Origin of the sequence: Aeromicrobium sp. Leaf245 (assembly GCF_942548115.1) — a bacterium.
GTDB lineage: Bacteria > Actinomycetota > Actinomycetes > Propionibacteriales > Nocardioidaceae > Aeromicrobium.
The window spans coordinates 1,415,062-1,436,034 of sequence record NZ_OW824151.1; the positions used below are offsets into that span (position 1 = coordinate 1,415,062).

General features: G+C 73.0%; 15 protein-coding genes. 8 read left to right on the forward strand and 7 right to left on the reverse strand.

Annotated elements, in window-relative coordinates:
- Window positions 1-24 precede the first annotated feature (24 nt).
- From NBW76_RS07070 to NBW76_RS07085, 4 genes are read left to right on the forward strand one after another with little or no spacing between them, the layout of a single operon-like run.
- Window positions 25-9,159 (forward strand): type I polyketide synthase, encoded by a 9,135-nt coding sequence (locus tag NBW76_RS07070; protein WP_056553081.1) that lies wholly within the window; start codon window positions 25-27, stop codon window positions 9,157-9,159.
- Window positions 9,156-9,704: a holo-ACP synthase gene (locus NBW76_RS07075; protein ID WP_235492897.1), complete on the forward strand. Its 549-nt coding sequence runs from the start codon at window positions 9,156-9,158 to the stop codon at window positions 9,702-9,704. The genes NBW76_RS07070 and NBW76_RS07075 overlap by 4 nt, the downstream gene beginning before the upstream one ends.
- A 9-nt stretch (window positions 9,705-9,713) precedes the next feature.
- Window positions 9,714-10,091: a YidH family protein gene (locus tag NBW76_RS07080; protein WP_055964916.1), complete on the forward strand. Its 378-nt coding sequence runs from the start codon at window positions 9,714-9,716 to the stop codon at window positions 10,089-10,091.
- The gene (locus NBW76_RS07085; RefSeq protein WP_156364704.1) at window positions 10,088-10,402 is read left to right on the forward strand and encodes a DUF202 domain-containing protein; all 315 of its coding nucleotides are present in this window, start codon (window positions 10,088-10,090) and stop codon (window positions 10,400-10,402) included. Before NBW76_RS07080 ends, NBW76_RS07085 begins: the two co-directional genes overlap by 4 nt.
- A gap of 7 nt (window positions 10,403-10,409) precedes the next feature.
- Here the strand turns inward: NBW76_RS07085 and NBW76_RS07090 are convergent, their stop codons facing one another.
- From NBW76_RS07090 to NBW76_RS07100, 3 genes are all read right to left on the reverse strand, one after another.
- Window positions 10,410-11,033: a TetR/AcrR family transcriptional regulator gene (locus tag NBW76_RS07090; protein ID WP_056553075.1), complete on the reverse strand. Its 624-nt coding sequence runs from the start codon at window positions 11,031-11,033 to the stop codon at window positions 10,410-10,412.
- Between the two features lie 108 nt (window positions 11,034-11,141).
- The gene (locus tag NBW76_RS07095) at window positions 11,142-12,173 is read right to left on the reverse strand and encodes a phosphotransferase family protein (RefSeq protein ID WP_055964921.1); all 1,032 of its coding nucleotides are present in this window, start codon (window positions 12,171-12,173) and stop codon (window positions 11,142-11,144) included.
- A gap of 6 nt (window positions 12,174-12,179) precedes the next feature.
- Window positions 12,180-12,938, reverse strand: a complete 759-nt coding sequence (locus tag NBW76_RS07100; RefSeq protein ID WP_056553071.1) for an SDR family oxidoreductase — start codon at window positions 12,936-12,938, stop codon at window positions 12,180-12,182.
- Window positions 12,939-13,116: 178 nt separating this feature from the next.
- Between NBW76_RS07100 and NBW76_RS07105 the strand changes: the two genes are divergently transcribed.
- Genes NBW76_RS07105 through NBW76_RS07115 form a run of 3 tightly spaced genes read left to right on the forward strand, consistent with a single transcriptional unit; the run spans window position 13,117 to window position 15,674 of the window.
- The gene (locus NBW76_RS07105) at window positions 13,117-14,667 is read left to right on the forward strand and encodes an acyl-CoA carboxylase subunit beta (protein WP_082481724.1); all 1,551 of its coding nucleotides are present in this window, start codon (window positions 13,117-13,119) and stop codon (window positions 14,665-14,667) included.
- Window positions 14,664-14,921: a biotin/lipoyl-binding carrier protein gene (locus NBW76_RS07110; RefSeq protein WP_200914499.1), complete on the forward strand. Its 258-nt coding sequence runs from the start codon at window positions 14,664-14,666 to the stop codon at window positions 14,919-14,921. Before NBW76_RS07105 ends, NBW76_RS07110 begins: the two co-directional genes overlap by 4 nt.
- A gap of 12 nt (window positions 14,922-14,933) precedes the next feature.
- Window positions 14,934-15,674 (forward strand): acyl-ACP thioesterase domain-containing protein, encoded by a 741-nt coding sequence (locus NBW76_RS07115; protein WP_056553070.1) that lies wholly within the window; start codon window positions 14,934-14,936, stop codon window positions 15,672-15,674.
- Here NBW76_RS07115 and NBW76_RS07120 read toward each other — a convergent pair.
- Window positions 15,661-16,110, reverse strand: coding sequence for a globin (locus tag NBW76_RS07120; protein WP_056553067.1), 450 nt, complete (start codon window positions 16,108-16,110; stop codon window positions 15,661-15,663). The two genes, NBW76_RS07115 and NBW76_RS07120, sit on opposite strands and share 14 nt — an antisense overlap.
- Window positions 16,107-17,021, reverse strand: coding sequence for a mechanosensitive ion channel family protein (locus tag NBW76_RS07125; protein WP_056553064.1), 915 nt, complete (start codon window positions 17,019-17,021; stop codon window positions 16,107-16,109). Before NBW76_RS07125 ends, NBW76_RS07120 begins: the two co-directional genes overlap by 4 nt.
- A 32-nt stretch (window positions 17,022-17,053) precedes the next feature.
- Here NBW76_RS07125 and NBW76_RS07130 point away from each other — a divergent pair, with 32 nt between their 5' ends.
- Entirely contained in the window at window positions 17,054-17,335 is a 282-nt protein-coding gene (locus NBW76_RS07130; protein ID WP_156364703.1) for a hypothetical protein, read from the forward strand.
- Window positions 17,336-17,688: 353 nt separating this feature from the next.
- Here the strand turns inward: NBW76_RS07130 and pepN are convergent, their stop codons facing one another.
- The gene (gene pepN, locus NBW76_RS07135; RefSeq protein ID WP_056553502.1) at window positions 17,689-20,205 is read right to left on the reverse strand and encodes an aminopeptidase N; all 2,517 of its coding nucleotides are present in this window, start codon (window positions 20,203-20,205) and stop codon (window positions 17,689-17,691) included.
- Between the two features lie 63 nt (window positions 20,206-20,268).
- Window positions 20,269-20,943, reverse strand: a complete 675-nt coding sequence (locus tag NBW76_RS07140; protein WP_056553059.1) for a class I SAM-dependent methyltransferase — start codon at window positions 20,941-20,943, stop codon at window positions 20,269-20,271.
- Between the last annotated feature and the right edge of the window lie 30 nt (window positions 20,944-20,973).

Consider the following 20,973-nt stretch of genomic DNA (forward strand, 5'->3'; position numbering starts at 1 on the left):
TCTGCCGCAGCGAGGTAATTCGACGTGACCACCACCCCCACGACGCCGACGACCACGAGCACCGCCACCACCGGAGGCCGCCGCGAGGCGCTGGTCGACCGTCTGCGGGGTGGGCAGCGCTACGCCGTCGTCGCCGGGGGACAGGGCGAGGCCTGGCTCGACGCGCTCGCCACCCTGGTCCGCGACTTCGCCCTCGAGGCGGACCTGACGTCCGTCGTCGACCGCGCCGAGCGCACCCTCGAGCCGGTGGCCGGTGAGCTCCTGCGCACCGGGGCCACGGTCACGCCGCTCGCGTGGGTCGACGCCCTGGCCGTCGGTGAGTCCGCCGAGGACGACGAGGCGCCCAGCCTTCCCTCGGCCGTCGACCAGCAGGTCCCGGCCGTGTCCGTCCCCGGCATCCTGCTCACCCAGCTCGCCGGGCTGGCGGCCCTGCGCCGCCAGGGACTCGACGTCACCGCGACCCCGCCGGTCGCGTCCGCCGGGCACTCGCAGGGTTCCCTCGCGCTGGAGGCGTTGGCAGGCGCCGACCCGGCCGAGCTCTACGCGTACGCCCGTCTGGCCGGTGCGGCAGCCCACGTCGTGGGTCGCCGCCGCGGCCTGCTCGGAGCCACGATGCTCAGCGTCACGGGGGAGAGCCCCGCGCGCGTGGCGGAGGCGCTCTCGACGCTCCCCGCCTCGGCCGACGTGGTCACGCACCTGCGCAACGGACGTCGTTCCGTGGTGCTGTCGGGTCCTGAGGAGGGTCTGCGCCGTGCCGTGACGCTCATGGACGAGGTGGCCGCCGCCCAGAAGGACGAGCGTGCACGCAAGGTCACCGGAGGCGCGGCGTTCAAGCCCGTCGTCGAGCCCGTGGCCGCGCAGCTCGCCTTCCACCACCCTGCGCTCTCCGAGGCCGCCGACCTCGCCGCCACCTGGGCGGCCACCTGCGGACTCGACCCCGAGCAGGCTCGCACGCTCACGCGGCGTGCCGTCGTCGAGCCGGTCGACTGGGTCGCCGAGGTCGAGCGCGTGCTCGACGCCGGTGCCGAGTGGCTGCTCGACGTCGGTCCCGGCGACCTGGCCGCGCGCCTGAGCGCCGCCGAGGCGAAGGTCCGGGGCGCCGGCGTGGTCTCCGTCGCCACGCGCCGGGGCCACCGCGAGCTGACGGTGCCCGGCGCGGCTCCCCGTCGCAGCCGTCCTTGGTCGTCCTACGCCCCCACCGCCGCCACGCTGCCCGACGGCAGCCTGCGCGTCGAGACCGCGTTCACGCGTCTGACCGGTCGCTCGCCCGTGCTGCTGGCCGGCATGACGCCCACGACCGTCGACGCCGCCATCGTGGCCGCGGCCGCGAACGCCGGCTACTGGGCCGAGCTCGCCGGCGGCGGCCAGGTGAGCGAGCAGATCTTCACCGAGCGGATGGCCGAGCTCGACGACCTCCTCGACGAGGGCCGCACGTTCCAGTTCAACTCCCTCTTCCTCGACCCCTACCTGTGGAAGCTGCAGCTCGGTGGTCAGCGTCTGGTGCAGAAGGCCCGGGCCGCCGGGTCGCCCATCGACTCCGTGATCGTCACCGCTGGCATCCCCGAGCTCGACGAGGCCGTCGCGCTCGTCGAGGAGCTGGCCGAGGTCGGCATCGAGTACGTGGTGTTCAAGCCGGGCACCGTGGCGCAGATCCGCCAGGTCCTCGCCATCGCCGACAAGGTCGCGCCTCGCTCGATCATCGTGCAGATCGAGGGCGGCAAGGCCGGCGGTCACCACTCGTGGGAGGACCTCGACGACCTGCTCGTCGCCACCTACGCCCAGCTCCGCGCCCACGACAACGTGGTCGTCTGCGTCGGCGGCGGCATCGGCACCCCCGAGGTGGCTGCGGCCTACCTGACCGGTGAGTGGGCCCGTGCCCACGGTCACCCCGTCATGCCGCTCGACGGCGTCCTCGTCGGCACCGCGGCGATGGCGACCCTCGAGGCCACCACCTCCCCCGCGGTCAAGCAGCTCCTCGTCGACACCCCCGGGACGCCCGCGTGGGTCGGGGCGGGTGCGGCTGACGGGGGCATGTCCTCGGGCCGCAGCCAGCTCGGCGCCGACATCCACGAGATCGACAACACCGCGTCGCGCACCGGACGGCTGCTCGACGAGGTCGCCGGCGACGCCGACGCCGTCGCAGCCCGCCGCGACGAGATCGTCGAGGCCCTCGACCGCACCGCCAAGCCGTACTTCGGCGACGTCGCGACCATGACCTACGGTGCGTGGCTCGACCGCTTCGCCGCGCTCACCACCGATCATGCGGCACCCAACGGACACGACGACGAGGGCGGCTCCGCCTGGCTCGACGTGACGCTCCGCGACCGCTTCCACGCGATGCTGCAGCGCGCCGAGGCGCGCCTGGTCGACGTCGACCACGGCCCCGTCGCCACCCTGTTCGCGACGCCCGCCGACGTGGAGGACGCCACCGCCGCACTCACCGTGCTCCGCGAGGCCCACCCGGCCGCCGACGACGTCGTGCTCCACCCCGCCGACGTGCCGTTCTTCGTGCAGGTGTGCCGTCGTCCGGGCAAGCCCGTGCCGTTCGTGCCCGTGGTCGACGCCGACGTGCGCCGCTGGTGGCGCTCGGACTCCCTGTGGCAGGCCCACGACCCGCGCTTCGCTGCCGACGAGGTCTGCGTCATCCCCGGCACCGTCTCGGTCGCGGGCATCACCCGCGTGGACGAGCCGGTGGCCGACCTGCTGCGCCGCTTCGAGGACGCCGCGGTCGACGCGGTGCTCGCCTCGGGTGCCGCACCGCTCGAGGTCGTCGGCCTGCGCCGCGCCGACGGCGCCACCGGCGCCGTGTCCCTCGTGCTCGCCTCGCCCGACGCCGTCTGGGCCGGGCGCGCCGTGCGCAACCCCGTGCACCGCCTCGGGACCCCGGCCTCGTCGTCGACGGGCTGGGTCAGCGTCGCCCCCGAGCGCGCCGAGCACCCCGAGACGGGTGCCGTCCTGACCGGTTCGGGCCACACCGCCGAGCTCGTGGTGCCGCTGGACCGTGGCGGCCGGACGCTCACGCTCACCTTCGACGTCACCGACGGCGTGGCCACCGGTGGCGCGCCCGTGATCTCCACGAGCACCGCCGCCGCCGCGATGCTCGACCTCCTCACCGCCGCCGCGGGCGGCTCGCTCCCGTCGGTGTCCGAGGGAGCCGCGACGCTCAGCGCTCCCTGGAGCGACGACCTCGCTGCCGACCACGCCGGCGTCACCGCCGGCGAGACCGCGGCCTTCGTGCCCGACGCCCTCGTCGGCCTCGCCTGGCCGGCCGTGTTCGCGGTCATCGGCGCCAGCCGTACCGAGGCGGGCGACCCCGTCGTCGAGGGCATGCTCGACCTGGTGCACCTCGACCACGCGGTCGACGTCGCCCGCACGCCGGTCGACGGCACCGAGCTCACCCTCCGCGCCGCCGTCCGCTCCGTGCGCGCCACCGACCTCGGTCGCGTCGTGACCGTCGACGTCACCGCCACGGACGCCGACGGCACCGTGGCCACGCTGGTCGAGCGCTTCTGCGTGCGGGGCCGTCCCGGCTCGGCCGACGCCGGCGAGCCCGTCCGTGCGGGTGGCCGTCTGGGCGACGCCGAGGTGCACCCGACGCCGCGCCGCACCCGCGCCGAGGGCACGGTGGTCACCCCCACCGACCTGCGCGCGTTCGCCTCCGTCTCGGGCGACCACAACCCCATCCACACGAGCGTGGCCGCAGCCCGTCTGGCGGGTCTCGGCGAGCCGATCGCCCACGGCATGTGGCTGTCCGCCGCCGCGCAGCGCGTGGTGGCCGACGCCACGGGTCGCACGCTCCTCGGCTGGACCACCCGCTGGCTCAGCCCCCTGGCCCCCGGTGCGACCGTCTCGGTGAAGGCCGAGCGCACCGCCCTGGTCGACGGCGACGAGGTCGTCGAGGTCACCTGCCGCGCCGGTGGTGAGCTCGTCATGGCCGCCACGGCCCGGGTGGCCGCACCGCGCACGGCCTACGCCTTCCCCGGTCAGGGCATCCAGCACCCGGGCATGGGCATGGCCGGCTACCAGCGGTCCAAGGCCGCCCGCGCCGTGTGGGACCGTGCCGACGCGCACACCCGCAGCGCGCTCGGCTTCTCGATCCTCACGGTCGTGCGCGACAACCCGACCGTGCTCGTCGCCCACGGCACCACCCACAAGCACCCCGACGGCGTGCTGTTCCTGACCCAGTTCACGCAGGTGGCCATGGCGGTGCTCGGCGCCGCCCAGATGGCCGAGCTGCGCGAGTCCGGCGCGTTCGTCGAGGGCTCAGTGCTGGCCGGCCACTCGGTCGGTGAGTACAACGCACTCGCGGCCGTGTCGGGTGTCATCCCGCTCGAGGCCGTCGTGGAGGTCGTGTTCCAGCGCGGCTCCGTCATGCACACGCTCGTCCCCCGTGACGAGCACGGTCGCAGCGACTACCGCCTCGCAGCCATCCGTCCGTCGCAGATCGGCCTGGCCGACGACGAGGTCACCGCCTACGTCGACGGCGTCGCCGAGCGCAGCGGGCAGTTCCTGCAGATCGTCAACTACAACCTGCGCGGCTCGCAGTACGCCATCGCCGGCACCGTGCGCGGTCTCGAGGTCCTCGAGGAGGACATCGCCGAGCGTCGCGCACGCTTCGGTGGCAAGGCCGCCTTCATCCTGGTGCCCGGCATCGACGTGCCGTTCCACTCCCGCGTGCTGCACGGCGGCGTCCCGGACTTCCGGGCCCGCCTGGAGGAGCTGCTGCCGGCCGAGATCGATCCGACGATCCTCGAGGGTCGGTACGTGCCGAACCTCGTGCCGCGGCCGTTCTCGCTCGGCCAGGGCTTCGTGCAGGAGATCGCCGATCTCGTCGGTGAGTCCCCGTTGGACGCCGTGCTGTCCGACTTCGACACCTGGGCCGCCCGCCCGCAGGCGCTGTGCCGCACGCTGCTCGTCGAGCTCCTGGCCTGGCAGTTCGCCAGCCCGGTGCGCTGGATCGAGACGCAGGACCTGATGTTCGCGTCGGTCGAGAACGGTGGCCTCGGGGTCGAGCGCTTCGTCGAGATCGGCGTGGGCCAGTCGCCCACCGTCGCCAACCTCGCGTCGTCCACGATCAAGCTCCCGGCCGTCCAGTCGACGCTCGGCGAGCGTGGCGTGGAGGTCGTGAACGTCGAGCGGGACGCCGCCGCGGTGTTCGCGACCGACGAGGACCCCGCGCCCGTCGAGGACGACGTCGTGGACGAGGCGCCCGCCGCCGAGTCCGCCGCGACGACGGCCGCCCCGGCGCCCGCCGCGGCCCCGGTGTCCTCCGGCGGTCCGCGTCCGGCCGACCTCGGCTTCGACGCCGCCGACGGCACCCGCACGCTGATCGCCTGGTGGACCAAGCTGCGCCCCGAGCAGATCGGCGCTGCCGACTCCATCGAGTCGCTCTGCGACGGTGCGTCGTCGCGCCGCAACCAGCTGCTGGTCGACCTCGGCGGCGAGCTGTCGCTCGGCGCCATCGACGGTGCCGCCGACGCCGACGTGCCGACGCTGTCGGCCCAGGTGAAGGGGCTGGCCCGCAGCTACAAGCCGTTCGGCCCCGTGCTCACCGCGACCTTCGCCGACCACCTGAAGAAGGTGCTCGGCCCCACGGGTCGCAAGCAGTCCGCTGTCGCCGACCGCGTGACCGACGTGTGGCAGCTCGGCCCCGGCTGGGCGAGCCACGTGGTGGCCGAGCTGGCCATGTCGACGCGCGACGGTGCCAGCGTGCGCGGGGGAGACCTCGCCACGATCGCCGTGCCGTCCAACGGCGCCGAGGTCGACGCGGCCGTCGACGCCGCCGTGCAGGCCGTGGCAGCGCGCCACGGCGTGAGCGTGGACCTGCCGTCCGCCGGTGGCTCCGACGCCACGGTCGACGCCGCCGCCCTCGCCGAGATCACGGGCGAGATCACCGGACCCGACGGCGTGCTCGCCAGCACCGCCCGCCACCTGCTCGCTCAGCTGGGCCTCGCCGACGCGGCGCCCGGCACCGAGACCGACGAGGACGCGCAGCGCGTGCTCGACCGCGTCGAGGCCGAGCTCGGCTCCGACTGGGTCGACGCCGTCGCCCCCGCGTTCGACGAGCGCCGCGCGGTGCTGGTCGACGACCGTTGGGCCAGCGCCCGCGAGGATCTCGCGCGCATCGCGCTGGGCCAGACCGCGCCCGGCGGGGGTTCCGGGCCGTGGGCGGAGAAGGAGATCGACCTGACCGGCAGCGGCGAGGTCGTGGCGTCGCAGGCCCGTTGGTGGGCCGGACGCACCGACGACGCCGCGCTGAGGGCCCGCCTCGAGCAGATCGCCGAGGCCGCCCTCGACACCACGCCCGGCACCTGGAGCGACGACGTCGCCGTCGTCACCGGCGCCAGCCGAGGCTCGATCGCCGCCTCGGTCGTCGGTGAGCTCCTCGCCGGTGGCGCCACGGTCGTGGCCACCACGTCGAGCCTCGACAGCCGCAAGGTCGGGTTCTACCGCGAGCTCTACCGGACGCACGCCCGTGCCGGTGCCCGCCTGTGGGTGGTCCCGGCCAACATGGCCTCGTTCGCCGACGTCGACGCGCTCTCGTCGTGGATCGTCACCGAGCAGGCCCGCACGGTCGGCAGCACCAAGACCGTGACCAAGCCGGCCCTCGTCCCCACGCTGCTCGTGCCGTTCGCGGCCGGCCGCGTGATGGGCGACCTGTCCGACGCAGGCAGCCGCACCGAGGTCGAGGCCCGCATCCTGCTGTGGTCGGTGGAGCGCCTCGTCGGCGCCCTCGCCACCACGGGCCGCGACCACGACCTGGCGTCCCGTCTGCACGTGCTGCTTCCGGGCTCGCCCAACCGCGGCATGTTCGGCGGCGACGGCGCGTACGGCGAAGCCAAGGCCGCGCTCGACGCCGTCGTCACCAAGTGGGGCGCCGAGAAGAGCTGGTCCGACCGCGTGACGCTGACCCACGCCATCATCGGCTGGGTCCGCGGCACCGGCCTCATGGGCGGCAACGACCCGCTCGTGCAGGCCGTCGAGTCCGCCGGTGTCCGCACCTGGAGCCCCGACGAGATGGCCGACGCGCTGCTCACCCAGGGCTGCACGACCGCGCTGCGCGAGCAGGCGTCCGTCGCCCCGGTCGAGCTGGACCTGACCGGCGGACTGGGCGAGGCCGATCTCGACCTGCGCGCGCTGGCCGAGGGCGTGGAGCGCCCGACGGTCGAGGAGGACGACGAGACGCCCACCGTGGCGGCCCTCGCACCGTCGCCGGCGCAGCTGCCCGACGCCGCCACCCCGGCGTGGGGCGAGGTCACCGCGCGCCCCGAGGACATGGTCGTCATCGTCGGCACCGGCGAGCTGGGCCCGTACGGCTCGGCCCGCACGCGCTTCGAGATGGAGGTGCACGACGAGCTGTCCGCGGCCGGCGTGCTCGAGCTGGCCTGGAACACCGGCCTGATCACGTGGGACGACGTCAACCAGGGCTGGTACGACGTCGAGTCGAACGAGCCGGTCGACGAGGCCGACGTGCACGAGCGGTACCACGACGCCGTGGTCGCACGGTGCGGCATCCGCACCTACGGCGACGACGGCTCGATGGTCGACAACACGGCGCCGCTGCTCACGTCGGTGTACCTCGACGACGACCTGACGTTCTCGGTCGGCAGCGAGTCCGAGGCCCGGGCCATGGTGGCCGCCGATCCCGAGCGCACCAGCATCACGTCGTCGCCCGACGGCGAGTGGACCGTCACCCGCAAGGCCGGCACCGAGATCCGCGTGCCGCGCCGCATGGAGCTGAGCCGCACCATCGGCGGCCAGATCCCGACCGGCTTCGACCCCTCCGCCTGGGGCGTCCCGGCGGAGATGCTGGAGTCCATCGACCGCGTCGCGATCTGGAACCTCGTGTGCACCGTCGACGCGTTCCTCTCGAGCGGCTTCACGCCGGCCGAGCTGATGCGCTGGGTGCACCCGGCGTTCGTCGCCAACACGCAGGGCACCGGCATGGGCGGCATGGCCTCCATGCACGCGCTGTACATCAACACCCTGCTGGGGGAGAACAACCCCAACGACATCCTGCAGGAGGCGCTGCCCAACGTCATCGCCGCGCACGTCGTGCAGTCGTACGTCGGCAGCTACGGCGCGATGATCCACCCGGTCGCAGCGTGCGCCACCACGGCGGTCTCCGTCGAGGAGGGCGTCGACAAGATCAAGGTCGGCAAGGCCGAGTTCGTGGTGGCCGGTGGCTTCGACGACCTGAGCACCGAGGGCATCATCGGCTTCGCGGACATGTCCGCGACGGCCGACTCGGGCGCGATGCTCGCCAAGGGCATCGATCCGCGTCGGGTGAGCCGGGCCAACGACCGTCGTCGCGGCGGGTTCGTGGAGTCCCAGGGCGGCGGCACGCTGCTGCTGGCCCGCGGTGACGTCGCGGCCCGCATGGGCCTGCCGGTCCACGGCGTGGTCGCCTACGCCGGGTCGTTCGCGGACGGCGTGCACACGTCGATCCCGGCGCCCGGGATCGGTGCCCTGGCCGCGGCCATCGGGGGGCGCGAGTCGCAGCTGGCCCGCTCGCTGACGGTGCTCGGCCTCGACGCCGACGACATCGGTGTCGTGAGCAAGCACGACACGTCGACCGACGCGAACGACCCGAACGAGTCCGAGCTGCACGAGCGGCTCGCGGCGGCGATCGGTCGCAGCGCCGGCAACCCGCTGTTCGTGGTGTCGCAGAAGACGCTCACCGGCCACGCGAAGGGTGGTGCCGCGGCGTTCCAGCTGATCGGTCTCACCCAGGTGCTGGCCGGCGGGATGCTGCCGCCGAACCGCAGCCTCGACTGCGTCGACGACGTGCTCGCCGAGCACGAGCACCTGGTCTGGCTGCGCGAGCCGCTCGCCGGTGCGACGCTCAAGGCCGGCCTGGTCACGAGCCTCGGCTTCGGCCACGTGGCGGGGCTCATCGCCCTGGCGCACCCGGAGGCGTTCGTGCAGGCGCTGCCCGAGGCCGAGCGCGAGAACTACGTCGCACGGTCGCGCGAGCGGGTCGTGGCCGGCCGGATGCGCCTGGCGCGGGTGATGGTCGGTGCGGCCACCGCGTACGAGCGTCCCGCGGGACGTCGGCTCGGCAAGGAGGGTGTGCGGGGCCGGGAGGCGTCGATGCTGCTCGACCCGCAGGCGCGTCTGGGCGACGACGACGTGTACGTCGCCACGGCCTGCTCGTGACCCCCGGCGGGGGTGCCGGGCCGCGGGCGGCGGACGGCGCCGGCGGGGGTGCCGGGCCGCGGGCGGCAGACGGCGCCGGCGGGGGTGCCGGCGCGCCGTCTCCCGGGACGGTCGAGGGGACCGTGCTGGGAGTCGGCGTCGACCTGGTCCACGTGCCGTCGTTCGTCGACCAGCTCGCCCTCCCCGGCACACGCTTCGCCGGGGTGTTCACCCCGGGGGAGCGGCGCGACGCGGCCGAGCGCGCGGCGCAGGTCGGTCGTGGGCAGCACGGTGGTGGCGAGGGTCGCCACCTCGCGGCGCGCTGGGCGGCCAAGGAGGCCTTCGTGAAGGCCTGGTCGGCCTCGATCTTCGGCGAGCCGCCGGTCATGGGCGACGAGGTGCTGGGGCTCGTCGAGGTGGTGTGCGACGCGTGGGGCCGCCCCCGTCTGCGTCTGCACGGGGAGGTCGCGGAGCACCTGCCCGGTGTGGAGGCGCACGTGAGCCTCAGCCACGACGGTGACCACGCCCTCGCCTACGTCGTGCTGGCGGAGGGTGCGCGTCGCTAGGGTCGTCCCATGACCACCGAGGACCGTGGCGACCGTCGTTGGCCACGCAGCGTGTACGGCGTCGGCGAGGAGCCCGATCCGCGTTTCTCGCTCGCGAACGAGCGCACGTTCCTCGCCTGGATCCGTACCTCGTTGGCCCTGCTCGCCGGGGCGGTGGCCGTGCACGTGCTCGATCTCGAGCTGCCCGACCTCGTGGTGGCCCTGACGTCGACCGGGCTCGCGATCGCCGGTGCGCTGTGCGCCGCGCATGCCTGGCGGAGCTGGGCGCGTACCGAGCGCGCGGTGCGCCAAGGTCGGCCGCTGCCCTCCAACGGGGTCGGACTCCTGCTCGTCGGCGCGGTGGTCGTGGCCTGCGTCGTCCTGGTCGTGCTGGCGGTGCCCGGGTGAGTCCTCCGCGGGCGGTTCCGCAGGAGCGGACCTGGCTCGCCTGGCGCCGCACGGCCGCGTCGTGCGTGGTCCTGGGCCTGCTGGTGGCACGGGTCGCCTGGATCGAGGGGACGGCCGTGACCGTGGTCTCGGCCGTGCTCGTGCTCGCGATGGTCGGGTGGGTCGGCGCTCTGGTGCTCCGGGGTCGAGGAACGTCGTCGAGCGGCGGCGAGGTGTCGATCGATCTCGTCGGCGACGGCCGGGTGCCGGCGAGCGTGGCCGCGCTGGCGTTCGCGGTCGCGGCGGTCGTGGTGCTGCTGGCCTGGTCCTGAGCCGCGCTCAGCGGGCGTCGGGCTCCGACGACAGCAGGTACGCGGCGAGCAGACGCTTGAGCTCGATGACCGCCTCGGCGTGGCTCTGGCCGTCGCGCACCGAGAAGTTGAGCATCGAGTAGCTGACGTGGAGGAGCACCTCGGCCATGATCCGGCGACGTTCGCGCGGGGTTCCGGGCGTCAGGGGGGCGAGGAAGCGGGCCACGGCGGCAGCGAGCTCGCGCTCGGTGACGGCGGCGGTCGCCCGGGTGGCCGGGGTCGACTGCACGGCGAGCCACACGGCCCGCCGCGACGGGTCGTCGGCCCACAGCCGGGCCACGTGGTCGATCATCCGGTCGAGGAAGCGCAACCAGTCCAGCGACGGGATCATCTCCGAGAAGCTGGTCAGCTCCTCGTGCACGGCCACGGCGTCCTGCCGGTCGAGCTCGCACACGATCACGTACTTGTTCGCGAAGTACTGGTAGAGGGTCCCGGTGGGGAGCCCGGCCCGCTGCGAGACCTCCTCGCAGGTGAACGACTCGAAGCCGACGTCGAGCAGGAGGTCGCGCGACGTGCGCAGCAGCAGCTCGAACTTCGCCCGGCTGCGGTCCTGCGTCGGGCGACGTCGGGGTTCGAGGATCTCCGCGGTCACGCGGCCCACCCTAGGGGACGGGCGCCGTCCGGCACGCCACTTCGGGCCTCGACCTACTGGTGGGTCACCTCACGGGGACGACCGACCGGTCGCCGCTCCGCGAGGGGGTCAGGCGCGCAGGCCAGCCTGGATGAGCGGCTCGATCAGGTCGCCGATGCCGTCGAAGCCCGCGCCGAGCGTCTGTCCGTGCGCGTGTCGGTAGTGGATCCCCTCGAGGATCACGGCCAGCTTGAAGAACGCGAGAGCCAGGTGGAAGTCGATGTCGGAGACGTCGCGTCCGGACCGTTCGGCGTACCGGCGCAGCACCTCCTCGCGTGGGAGGTAGCCCGGCGCCTTCGCGGCATCGGTGACCATGGCGGCACCCGGGCCGTCGGCCGCGCTCTCGGCGAGCTGCTGGTAGGCCAGCAGGATCGCGACGTCGGTGAGCGGGTCGCCCAGCGTGCTCATCTCCCAGTCGAGGACGGCCGTCAGGCGGTCGCCACCCTCGGGGCCGGTGTCGACGAGCACGTTGTCGAGGCGGTAGTCGCCGTGCACGATCGTGCCCTCGCTGGTCTGCGGGATCGACGAGTCGAGCCGGGCGATGAGGTCGTCCATGCCGGGCAGGTCGCGACTGCGGGAGGCGTCGAGCTGCTTCTTCCAGCGACGGACCTGCCGCTCCAGGTAGCCGTCGGGGCGACCGAAGTCGCCGAGTCCGACGTCGTCGGGGGAGACGGCGTGCAGGTCGGCGAGGACGTCGACCATCCGCCCGGTGATGGTGCGGGTGCGCTCCTCGCCGATCTCGACCAGCTGGGCGGCGCGGGCGAAGGGCGTGCCGACGACCCGCTCCATCACGTAGAAGGGCGCTCCGATGACCGTGTCGTCCTGGCAGAGGCCGTAGGTCGCGGGGACCGGCACGGCGGTGCCCGCCAGCGCGTCGATGACCCGGTGCTCCCGCGTCATGTCGTGCGCCGTGGCGAGCACGTGCCCGAGGGGCGGGCGACGCACGACGACGTCGCGCTCACCGTCGGAGACGGCGTAGGTCAGGTTCGACTTGCCGCCGGTGATGAGCGTCGCCTCGAGCGGCCCGGCGAGCAGGCCGGGGGCCTGGTCGTCGAGCCAGCGTCGGAGCGCGTCGAGGTCGAGCCCCTCGGGTCCGGTCACGTGCGATCAGTCCTTCGGTCCGCCGGCGACGTAGATGACCTGGCCCGAGACGAACCCGGCACCCTCGCTCACGAGGAACGACGCGGTGTGGGCGATGTCGTCGGGCTGGCCCACGCGCTGGACGGGGATCTGCTCGGCGCTGAACTTGATGAAGTCGTCGAACGGGACGCCGATGCGCTCGGCGGTGGCCGCGGTCATGTCGGTCTGGATGAAGCCGGGGGCGATCGCGTTGGCGGTGACGCCGAACTTGCCCAGCTCGATGGCGAGGGTCTTGGTGTAGCCCTGGAGGCCGGCCTTGGCGGCGGAGTAGTTGGCCTGGCCGCGGTTGCCGAGCGCCGAGGTGCTCGAGAGGTTCACGATGCGGCCGAACTTCGCCTCGACCATGTGCTTCTGGGCGGCCTTGACCGTGTTGAAGGAGCCGCGCAGGTGCACCGCCATGACGGCGTCCCAGTCGTCGACGGTCATCTTGAACAGCAGGTTGTCGCGGATGATGCCGGCGTTGTTGACGACCACCGTCGGTCCGCCGAGCTCGGCGGCGATGCGCTCGACCGCGGCGTCCACGGCACCGGCGTCGGAGACGTCGGCGCCGACGGCGATGGCGGACCCGCCCGCGGCGGTGATGGCGTCGACGGTGCCGGCGCAGGCTCCCTCGTCGAGGTCGACGACGGCGACGGCGAGGCCGTCGGCGGCCAGGCGCTGGGCCACGGCGGCACCGATGCCCTGGGCGGCTCCGGTGACGAGGGCGGTGCGGCGGTTCTCGCTCATGCAGATTCTCCTGAGGTAAGCGCTTGCTTAGGTCTGGGCTCACGGTAGCGCACGGGTGCAGTCGCGGCCAGACCCCTCGGCGCGCTCGCGACCGGCGGGGCGAGGTGGGTCACAAAGATGAGGGATTCCTCGGCTTTGCGGTACAGTTGAGGAAACCCTCACGTTTTCAGGAGATCGCATGACGCAGCTCGACGTGCCCACCGCCCTCGACGCGGGAGCCGACGCAGCAGTCGACAGCGGGCTGGACGCCGGCCGACCGCACCACCGTGACGTCCTCGCGCAGCGACGTCAGGAGCGGACCGCCCGCGTCGAGCCCCGTGGCCGACGTGTGAACACCGCGCGCGAACGCGCGCACCTCCTGGTCGACGAGGGCACGTTCGTGGAGATCTCGCCGTTGCGCACGGCGGGACCTTCCAGCGGCAGCGGTGTCGTCATCGGGTGGGGGCTCGTCGGCGGTCGACCCGTCGTCGTCGCGAGCCACGACGCGGCGGTCGCCTCCGGGGCCATCGGAGCGGTGTTCGCCGAGACGGTCCAGCGCGCCCAGCGCATCGCGATCGACCGTGGCCACCCGATCGTCTACATCAACGACTCCGGCGGAGCGCGGATCCACGACGGCATCCACGCCCTCCACGGCTGCGGCGGCATCTTCGCCAACAACGTCGAGGCCAGCCGCAAGATCCCGCAGATCTCGCTCATCCTCGGCCCCTGCGCGGGCGCCGCGGCCTACTCCCCGGCGCTCACCGACTGGACCATCATGGTCAAGGAGCAGGGCCAGATGTTCCTCACCGGGCCGGAGATCGTCCGGGCCGCGACGGGTGAGGACGCCACCGCCGACGAGATCGGTGGCTCCGGCATGCACACCCGGACCAGCGGTGTCGCCCACCTCGAGGTCGACGACGAGCAGGCTGCGCTCGACGCGGCCCGCGGCATCCTCTCGTTCCTGCCGTCGCACGTCGGCGGTCCCCAGGCCCTCGTCGAGCCGGCGCCCGCTCGGCCCGAGGCCGTCGCGCGTCTGCCGCACGTGGTGCCGGACAAGTCGAGCATCGTCTTCGACATGCACGAGGTGCTCGACGGCGTCCTCGACGACCGTCCCCGGCTCGAGCTCAGCCCGGAGCACGCCCCGAGCGTGCTCACCGTGCTGGCCCACCTCGACGGACGCCCGGTCGGCATCATCGCCAACCAGCCGAAGGCCCGCGGCGGCATCCTCGACGCGAAGGCGTCGGTCAAGGCGTCGCGCTTCGTCGACTTCTGCGCCCGCTACGGCCTGCCCGTCCTGACCTTCGTCGACGTCCCCGGCTTCCTGCCCGGCACGGTCGAGGAGGGTCGCGGCGTGATCACCCAGGGCGCCACGATGCTGCGCGCCTACGTCGAGGCGCAGTCGCCCGTGCTCACCGTGGTGGTGCGCAAGGCCTACGGCGGCGCCTACATCGCCATGGGCTCGCGGTCGCTCGGCGCCGACTTCACCTGGGCGTGGTCGGGCTCGGAGATCGCCGTCATGGGCCCTGGTGGCGCCGTGGCGCTGCTGCACCGTCGCGCCCTCAAGGACGCCGAGGACCCCGACGCCCTCCGCGACGAGCTCGCCGCCGAGTACCGCGAGAACGTCGCCCGGCCCTACCTCGCGGCCGAGGCCGGCATCCTCGACGACGTGATCGTCGCCGAGGAGACCCGCGACCGCATGGTCCAGGCGCTCGGCGTCCTGGCACCGCGCGCCCAGGGGGCTCAGGCGTGAGCGCCCCCGGCACGTCGGCCGCGAAGGCCGACATCGTCTCCAACGTCTGGAAGCTCGTCACCGAGGTGGGAGCGCAGGTGGTCGAGGGCGACGTGCTGGCGGTCCTGGAGTCCATGAAGATGGAGCTGCCGGTGCACGCGCCGGCCACCGGCACGGTCTCCGAGGTGCTCGTGACCGAGGGCCAGATCGTCCAGGAGGGCGACACCCTCGTCGTCATCGAGACGACCGACCAGGGTGTCCCCACCCCGGTCTGAGAGCATCGACGGGTGTCGAACCCGCTTCATGACCCGACCCGGCTCGAGCACGAGCTGCCCATGCGCTGGGCCGATCTCGACGAGCTGAGCCACGTCAACAACGTCGTGTACCTCGACTACGCCCCCGAGGCGCGCGCCGTGCACGTGGCCGCCGGTGAGCTGGCCGACCGTACGGCCCGCTCGATCTCCGTGGAGTTCCTGCGCCCCCTGCTGCTCAGCCGGACGCCGCTGCGGGTGACGTCCACCGACGACGGCAGTCGGCTGGTGCAGGAGATCGCTCCTGCCACCAGCGCAGCGCCCTTCGCGCGGGTCACGTGGTCGGACGCCCCGGCGCCCGACGGCGACGTGCCGGGTGGGGGAGAGGGCTACGACGTGGCGGTCCGGCGCAGTGACGTCGGGACGGGTGACGTCGCCACGCCGATCGCGGTGTTCGAGTACGCCCAGGAGGCGCGCATCGCCTCGGTGGCACGGGTGCGGGGCGCCGGTGGCGCCGGTGGCGCCGCACGCTTCGTGGTCGCCCAGGTCGACCTCACGCTCGGTGAGCCCTTCGCGTGGCAGCGCGAGCCGTACCCGGCCCGGACAGTCGTCACGCGGGTGGGCCGCTCGTCCTTCACGGTCACGACGCTCTTCGACGAGGGGCGGCGCGGACGGGCCGAGGCCGTGCTGGTCGGCTTCGACCTCCAGGCGCAGCGCTCACGCGTCCTCGACGACGACGAGCGCGCCGTGCTGACCGAGCAGCTCAGCCCTCGCTGACCGGTCCTGCGCCGCGTCGAACGGTGGGCGTGAGTCCGGGTGAGGCCTGGTCGGGGGAGGGCTCGTCGGCGGTGTTGACCATGAACGTCGCCGCGTGCTGCACGTAGGCCCAGAACTGGGCGTCCTGCTCGGGCGTGAGCTGCACGGCGTCGAGCCCGGCCCGGAAGTGGTGCAGCCACCGGTCGCGCGCGGCCACGGTGACGGCGAACGGGGCGTGCCGCATCCGCAGTCGTGGGTGTCCGCGGGTGTTGCTGTAGGTGGTGGGCCCGCCCCAGTACTGCTCGAGGAACAGCGTGAACCGCTCCGCCGCGGGACCGAGGTCCTCCTCGGGGTACATCGGGCGCAGCAGCTCGTCGGTGGCCACGCCCGCGTAGAACACGTCGACGATGCGTTCGATCGTGGCGTGGCCGCCGATCTCGTCGTAGAACGAGCTCACTCGGTGGTCCTCTCGAACGGGACCGCCGCCGTGGACGGGATGCGGATGCCGGACTGGTCGAAGCGCCGCTTCACGCGCTGGCGCAGGGTGCGGGCCACCAGCCACTGCTGCAGCGGCGCGGTCTTGAGCACGACGCGGACGACCACGCCGTCCTTGTCGAAGCGCTCGACGCCCCACACCTCGGGCTCCTCGATGATCACCCCGGCGAAGCGCTCCTCGTGGTACATCGCCTCCGCCTCCTCGGCCAGGATCGCCTGCACGACGTCGAGGTCGGAGTCGTAGGCGACGGTCACGTCGAGGACCGTGCGGGCCCAGTTCTGGCTCTGGTTGCCGACCCGCAGGATCTCGCCGTTGCGGACGTACCAGACGGTGCCGTTGACGTCGCGCAGCCGCGTGATGCGCAGGCCCACCGCCTCGACGATCCCGCTGGCCTCGCCGAGGTCGACGGAGTCGCCCACGCCGTACTGGTCCTCCAGGATCATCGAGACGCCGGCGAGGTAGTCCTTCACCAACGTCTGGGCGCCGAAGCCGAGCGCGATGCCCACGATGCCGGCGCTGGTGAGCAGCGGCGCGATGGGGACGCCCACGACGTCGAGGATCATGACGAACGCGACACCGGCGATGACCAGGCCGACGATGGAGCCGAGCAGGTCTCCCATCGCCTGGGCCCGCTGCTTGCGTCGCTCGCCCGCGCCGGGGCGCATGTCCGACAGGATGGCGCCGGCGCGGGTGTTCGCGATGGCGCCGGGGACCTGGCCCTCGCCGGTCTTCTTGACGATGCGACCGATGGCCCGGCGGGCGACCCAGCGCAGCAGCAGCGCCAGGGCGATGATCGCGACGATGCGGGTCCCGCTGGTGGTGAGGGACTCCCACGTCCAGGACTGGGGAAGGTTCACGTCGAGGCCGAGCATGCCTCCAGCCTACGGGCGATACGATGGTGGCCATGAAGGCTCCCGCGCGCATCCTCGCCGTCGTCGTCTCCACGCTCGTGGTGCTCGGCACGACCTCTGCCACCGCCTGGGCCGACTCGCCGGCCTCCGAGGCCTGGCCTGCGGCTCCCGAGCGCAGCACGCTCGAGTGGCTGCTGCTCTTCGGTGGCGGCACCGTCGGCCTCTTCGTGGTCGTGTCGCTCTTCGGTCTGCTCACGGCGCGCAACAACTACGTGCCCCCGGCGCCGTCCACCGACCTCGAGGTGGCTCCGGGCAACGAGGCCGCCCACCACTGAGCCCAGCCGGCTCGGTGATTCCCATCAGCCGATGGGAATCACGAACCCACCTGCGTTCTCACCCACTCCCCATGGCGTACCCGCCATGGGAAGTGCGGCGTTCCCATCACCTGATGGGAATCGCGGAGCGGGGGCACCCGCTCCGACCCGTCGCGCAGATTCCCAGGTCGACCTGGGAATCGTAGGGACGCACGGCTTGCTTCCCGTGCGCGGCTGAGCTCTCCGTGCGTGATGGGAGATTCCCAGGTCGTCCTGGGAATCGCAGGGACGCACGGCTTGCTTCCCGTGCGCGGCTGAGCTCTCCGTGCGTGGTGGGAGATTCCCAGGTCGACCTGGGAATCTCCCGGCCGCGGTCAGCGGGGGGCGCGGGCGCGCAGGGCGCGGGCGAGGTCGTCGCGACCCTCGCTCACGTAGCGCTTGGCCGCGGCCGAGGCCTCGGTGGAGCCGAGCCACGCGTCGACCGCGTCGAGGGTGGACGGCGCGGGGTTGGCGAGCGGGAACAGGTAGACCAGCGCCACCTGCCCGATCCAGACGCCCTTGTCCTCGATGACCGACTCGGCCATCTCGAGGTAGCGCTGCACGTAGGGCTCCAGCACGTCGCCCTGCCCCGAGACCTGGAACGCCGACGCCGTCTGGCGACGGGTCTCGTTGGGGGTCGACTCGTCGACCACCGCGGCCTGCCAGGCCGCCTCCTTGGCCTCGGCCGTGGGACGGATGGCGCGCGCGGCGGCGGCGCGCTCACGGCCGGAGATGGTGTTGTCGCGCTCCAGCTCGGCAGCGATGTCGGCCTCGTCGGCAGCGCCCAGACGGGCGAGGGCGGTCACGAACGTCCAGCGCAGGTCGGTGTCGACGTCGAGCCCCGGCAGTCCCTCGTCCAGCAGGGCACGCACCTGCTCGGCCGACGTGGTCGCGGCGGCGTAGCCGCGCACGAACGCCAGCTGGTGGTCGCTGCCCGGCTCCGCCGCCTCGAGGAGGGCACGCACGCCGGCCTCCCAGCGCTCGGCGAGCGGCGGTCGGTCCTCGTCGGAGGTGTACAGGTTGACCGCGGACTGGCCCTGGCGCAGCAGCGAGGCGACGGCCGTGAGGTCGGTCTCGGAGCCGACGCCGGCCAGCACGAGCGACACGAAGTCGGCCGAGGGCAGCTCTGCGTCGCGCGTCATGTCCCACGCCGAGCCCCAGCAGAGGGCCCGTGGCAGCGATTCGGTGAAGGCCATGTCGTGCTCGACCAGCTGGGCGAACGACTGCTCGTCGAGGCGGATCTTGGCGTAGGTGAGGTCGTCGTCGTTGAGGAGCACCAGGGCGGGCCGACGCAGGCCGACGAGCTCGGGGACCTCGGTGAGCTCGCCCCGCACGTCGGTCTCGATGCGCTCGGTGCGCACGAACCGGCCGTCGACGACGTCGTAGAGGCCGATGGCGATGCGGTGGCGACGCAGCGTGGGGTACTCCTCGATCGCGGTCTGCTCGACGGCGAAGGAGGTGAACGTGCCGTCGTCGCCGGTCTCGAAGCGTGCGCGCAGCGTGTTGACGCCCGACGTCTGCAGCCACTCCGCCGCCCACGAGTCGAGCTCGCGGCCCGAGGCCTCCTGCAGCTCGACGAGGAGGTCCTGCAGCGTGGTGTTGCCGTAGGCGTGCTTGGTGAAGTACGAGCGCAGGCCGGCGAAGAAGTCGTCGACCCCCACCCAGGCCACGAGCTGCTTGAGGCTCGAGGCGCCCTTCGCGTAGGTGATGCCGTCGAAGTTGGCCTCGACCGCGTGCAGGTCGTAGTTGTCGGCGGCGATGGGGTGCGTCGACGGCAGCTGGTCCTGGCGGTAGGCCCAGTTCTTGCGGTTGTTGGTGAAGCCGGTCCACGCGTCGGTGAAGCGGGTGGCCTCGACCGACGAGTGGTGCGCGGCGAACTCGGCGAACGACTCGTTCAGCCAGAGGTCGTCCCACCACTTCATGGTCACGAGGTCGCCGAACCACATGTGCGCCATCTCGTGCAGGATCGTGTTGGCCCGCTGCTCGTAGGCGGCGACGGTCTGCCGGCTGCGGAAGATCATCTCGTCGCGGAAGGTCACGCATCCCGCGTTCTCCATCGCGCCCATGTTGTACTCCGGCACGAAGAGCTGGTCGTACTTGCCGAAGGGGTACGCCATCTGGAACGCGTCCTCGAAGAACGCGAAGCCCTGCTTGGTGACGAGCAGGATGTCGTCGGCGTCGAGGTGCTCGACGAGGGACTGGCGGCACCAGACGCCCAGCGGGATCTCGCCGTACTCGCCGACGTAGACGTCCTCGACGCCGTGGTACTCGCCGGCCACGAGGGCGGTGATGTAGGTCGACATGGTCTTGGTGGTCTCGAACACCCGGGTGCTGGCGCCCTCGGAGACCTCGATGGTCTCGGCGACGGGGGAGTTGGACACGACCGCCCAGTGCGACGGGGCCGTGACGCGGAAGTCGAAGGTGGCCTTGAGGTCGGGCTGCTCGAAGGTCGCGAAGACCCGGCGCGCGTCCGGGACCTCGAACTGGGTGTACAGGTACACGCGGTCGTCGACGGGGTCGACGAAGCGGTGCAGGCCCTCGCCGGAGTGGGAGTAGGCGCACGTCGCCTCGACGACCAGCTCGTTCTCGGCCTTCAGGTCGGGCAGCGGGATGCGGCTGTCCGCGTAGGTGGCCGGATCGAGCGAGGTGCCGTTGAGCGTGATGGCGCCGATCTCGGCGCCGACCAGGTCGACGAAGGTCGACGAGCCCGGGACCGCGCCGAACCGCAGGGTCGTGGTGGAGCCGAAGCGCTCCTCGCCCGTGGTGAGGTCGAGCTCGACGACGTAGTGGTCGGTGGAGACGAGGCCTGCGCGCTCGGTCGCTTCTTCACGGGTCAGGTTGGTTCCGGGCATGCCGCCCACTCTATGCACCGCGGAGGACACCGTGGTGCGCGGTCGGCGGCCGGCCGTCCGGGATCAGGCGAGGGTGGCGTCGGCGTACGTGAGTCCACCGGCCTGGTCCAGCCGCAGGTCCACGAAGCCGGCCTCCACGAGCCACCGTCGGACGTCGCCGCGCCGGACCCCGGGGCCGAGCACCCCGACCGCGCGACCGGCGAGGTGGACCGGGACGAACCGCAGGCCGGCGTCGGAGCAGAACACGCTCACGACGATGCGTCCGCCGGGCTTGAGCACCCGGGCCAGCTCGTGCACGGCGGCCTCCGGGTCGGGGAAGCAGTGCAGGCTCGTGAAGGCGAGCACGAGGTCGTAGGTGTCGTCGGCGTCGTCGAGGTCCTGCACGTCGGCCTCGCGGGTCCGCACGGCGAGCGGGCCCGCGTCGGGCAGGCCGAGTCGCTCGGCCTCGCGTCGCGTGCGGGCGAGCATGGCGGGGGAGATGTCGGCGGCGACGTACTGCAGCGCCGCGTCCGGTGGGACGTCGCGCAGGGCCACGCCCCCGCCGCAAGGCACGTCGAGGACCGTCGACCCGGGCGGGAGAGCGGTCAGCTCGCGGCGGGCCCGCCGGTGCAGCTCGTCGACGCTCGAGCCGACGCCCACGCGCCACAGGAGCGCACCGAGCCGCGGGTCACCGCTGACCTTGTCGTACACGACCGCCCACGGGTGGTCGGACCGCCAGGCCCCGCTCACGTCGCGCATGCTGGGACGATAAGGCCTCGGCCGTCGTCC

Excerpts from the sequence above, each read along its gene's own strand:
- NBW76_RS07080 (WP_055964916.1), top strand. The coding sequence starts at position 9,714 with ATGACCACCGAGGACCGTGGCGACCGTCGTTGGCCACGCAGCGTGTAC.
- NBW76_RS07100 (WP_056553071.1), bottom strand. The coding sequence starts at position 12,938 with ATGAGCGAGAACCGCCGCACCGCCCTCGTCACCGGAGCCGCCCAGGGC.
- NBW76_RS07105 (WP_082481724.1), top strand. The coding sequence starts at position 13,117 with ATGACGCAGCTCGACGTGCCCACCGCCCTCGACGCGGGAGCCGACGCA.
- NBW76_RS07125 (WP_056553064.1), bottom strand. The coding sequence starts at position 17,021 with ATGCTCGGCCTCGACGTGAACCTTCCCCAGTCCTGGACGTGGGAGTCC.
- NBW76_RS07130 (WP_156364703.1), top strand. The coding sequence starts at position 17,054 with ATGAAGGCTCCCGCGCGCATCCTCGCCGTCGTCGTCTCCACGCTCGTG.
- pepN (WP_056553502.1), bottom strand. The coding sequence starts at position 20,205 with ATGCCCGGAACCAACCTGACCCGTGAAGAAGCGACCGAGCGCGCAGGC.
- NBW76_RS07140 (WP_056553059.1), bottom strand. The coding sequence starts at position 20,943 with ATGCGCGACGTGAGCGGGGCCTGGCGGTCCGACCACCCGTGGGCGGTC.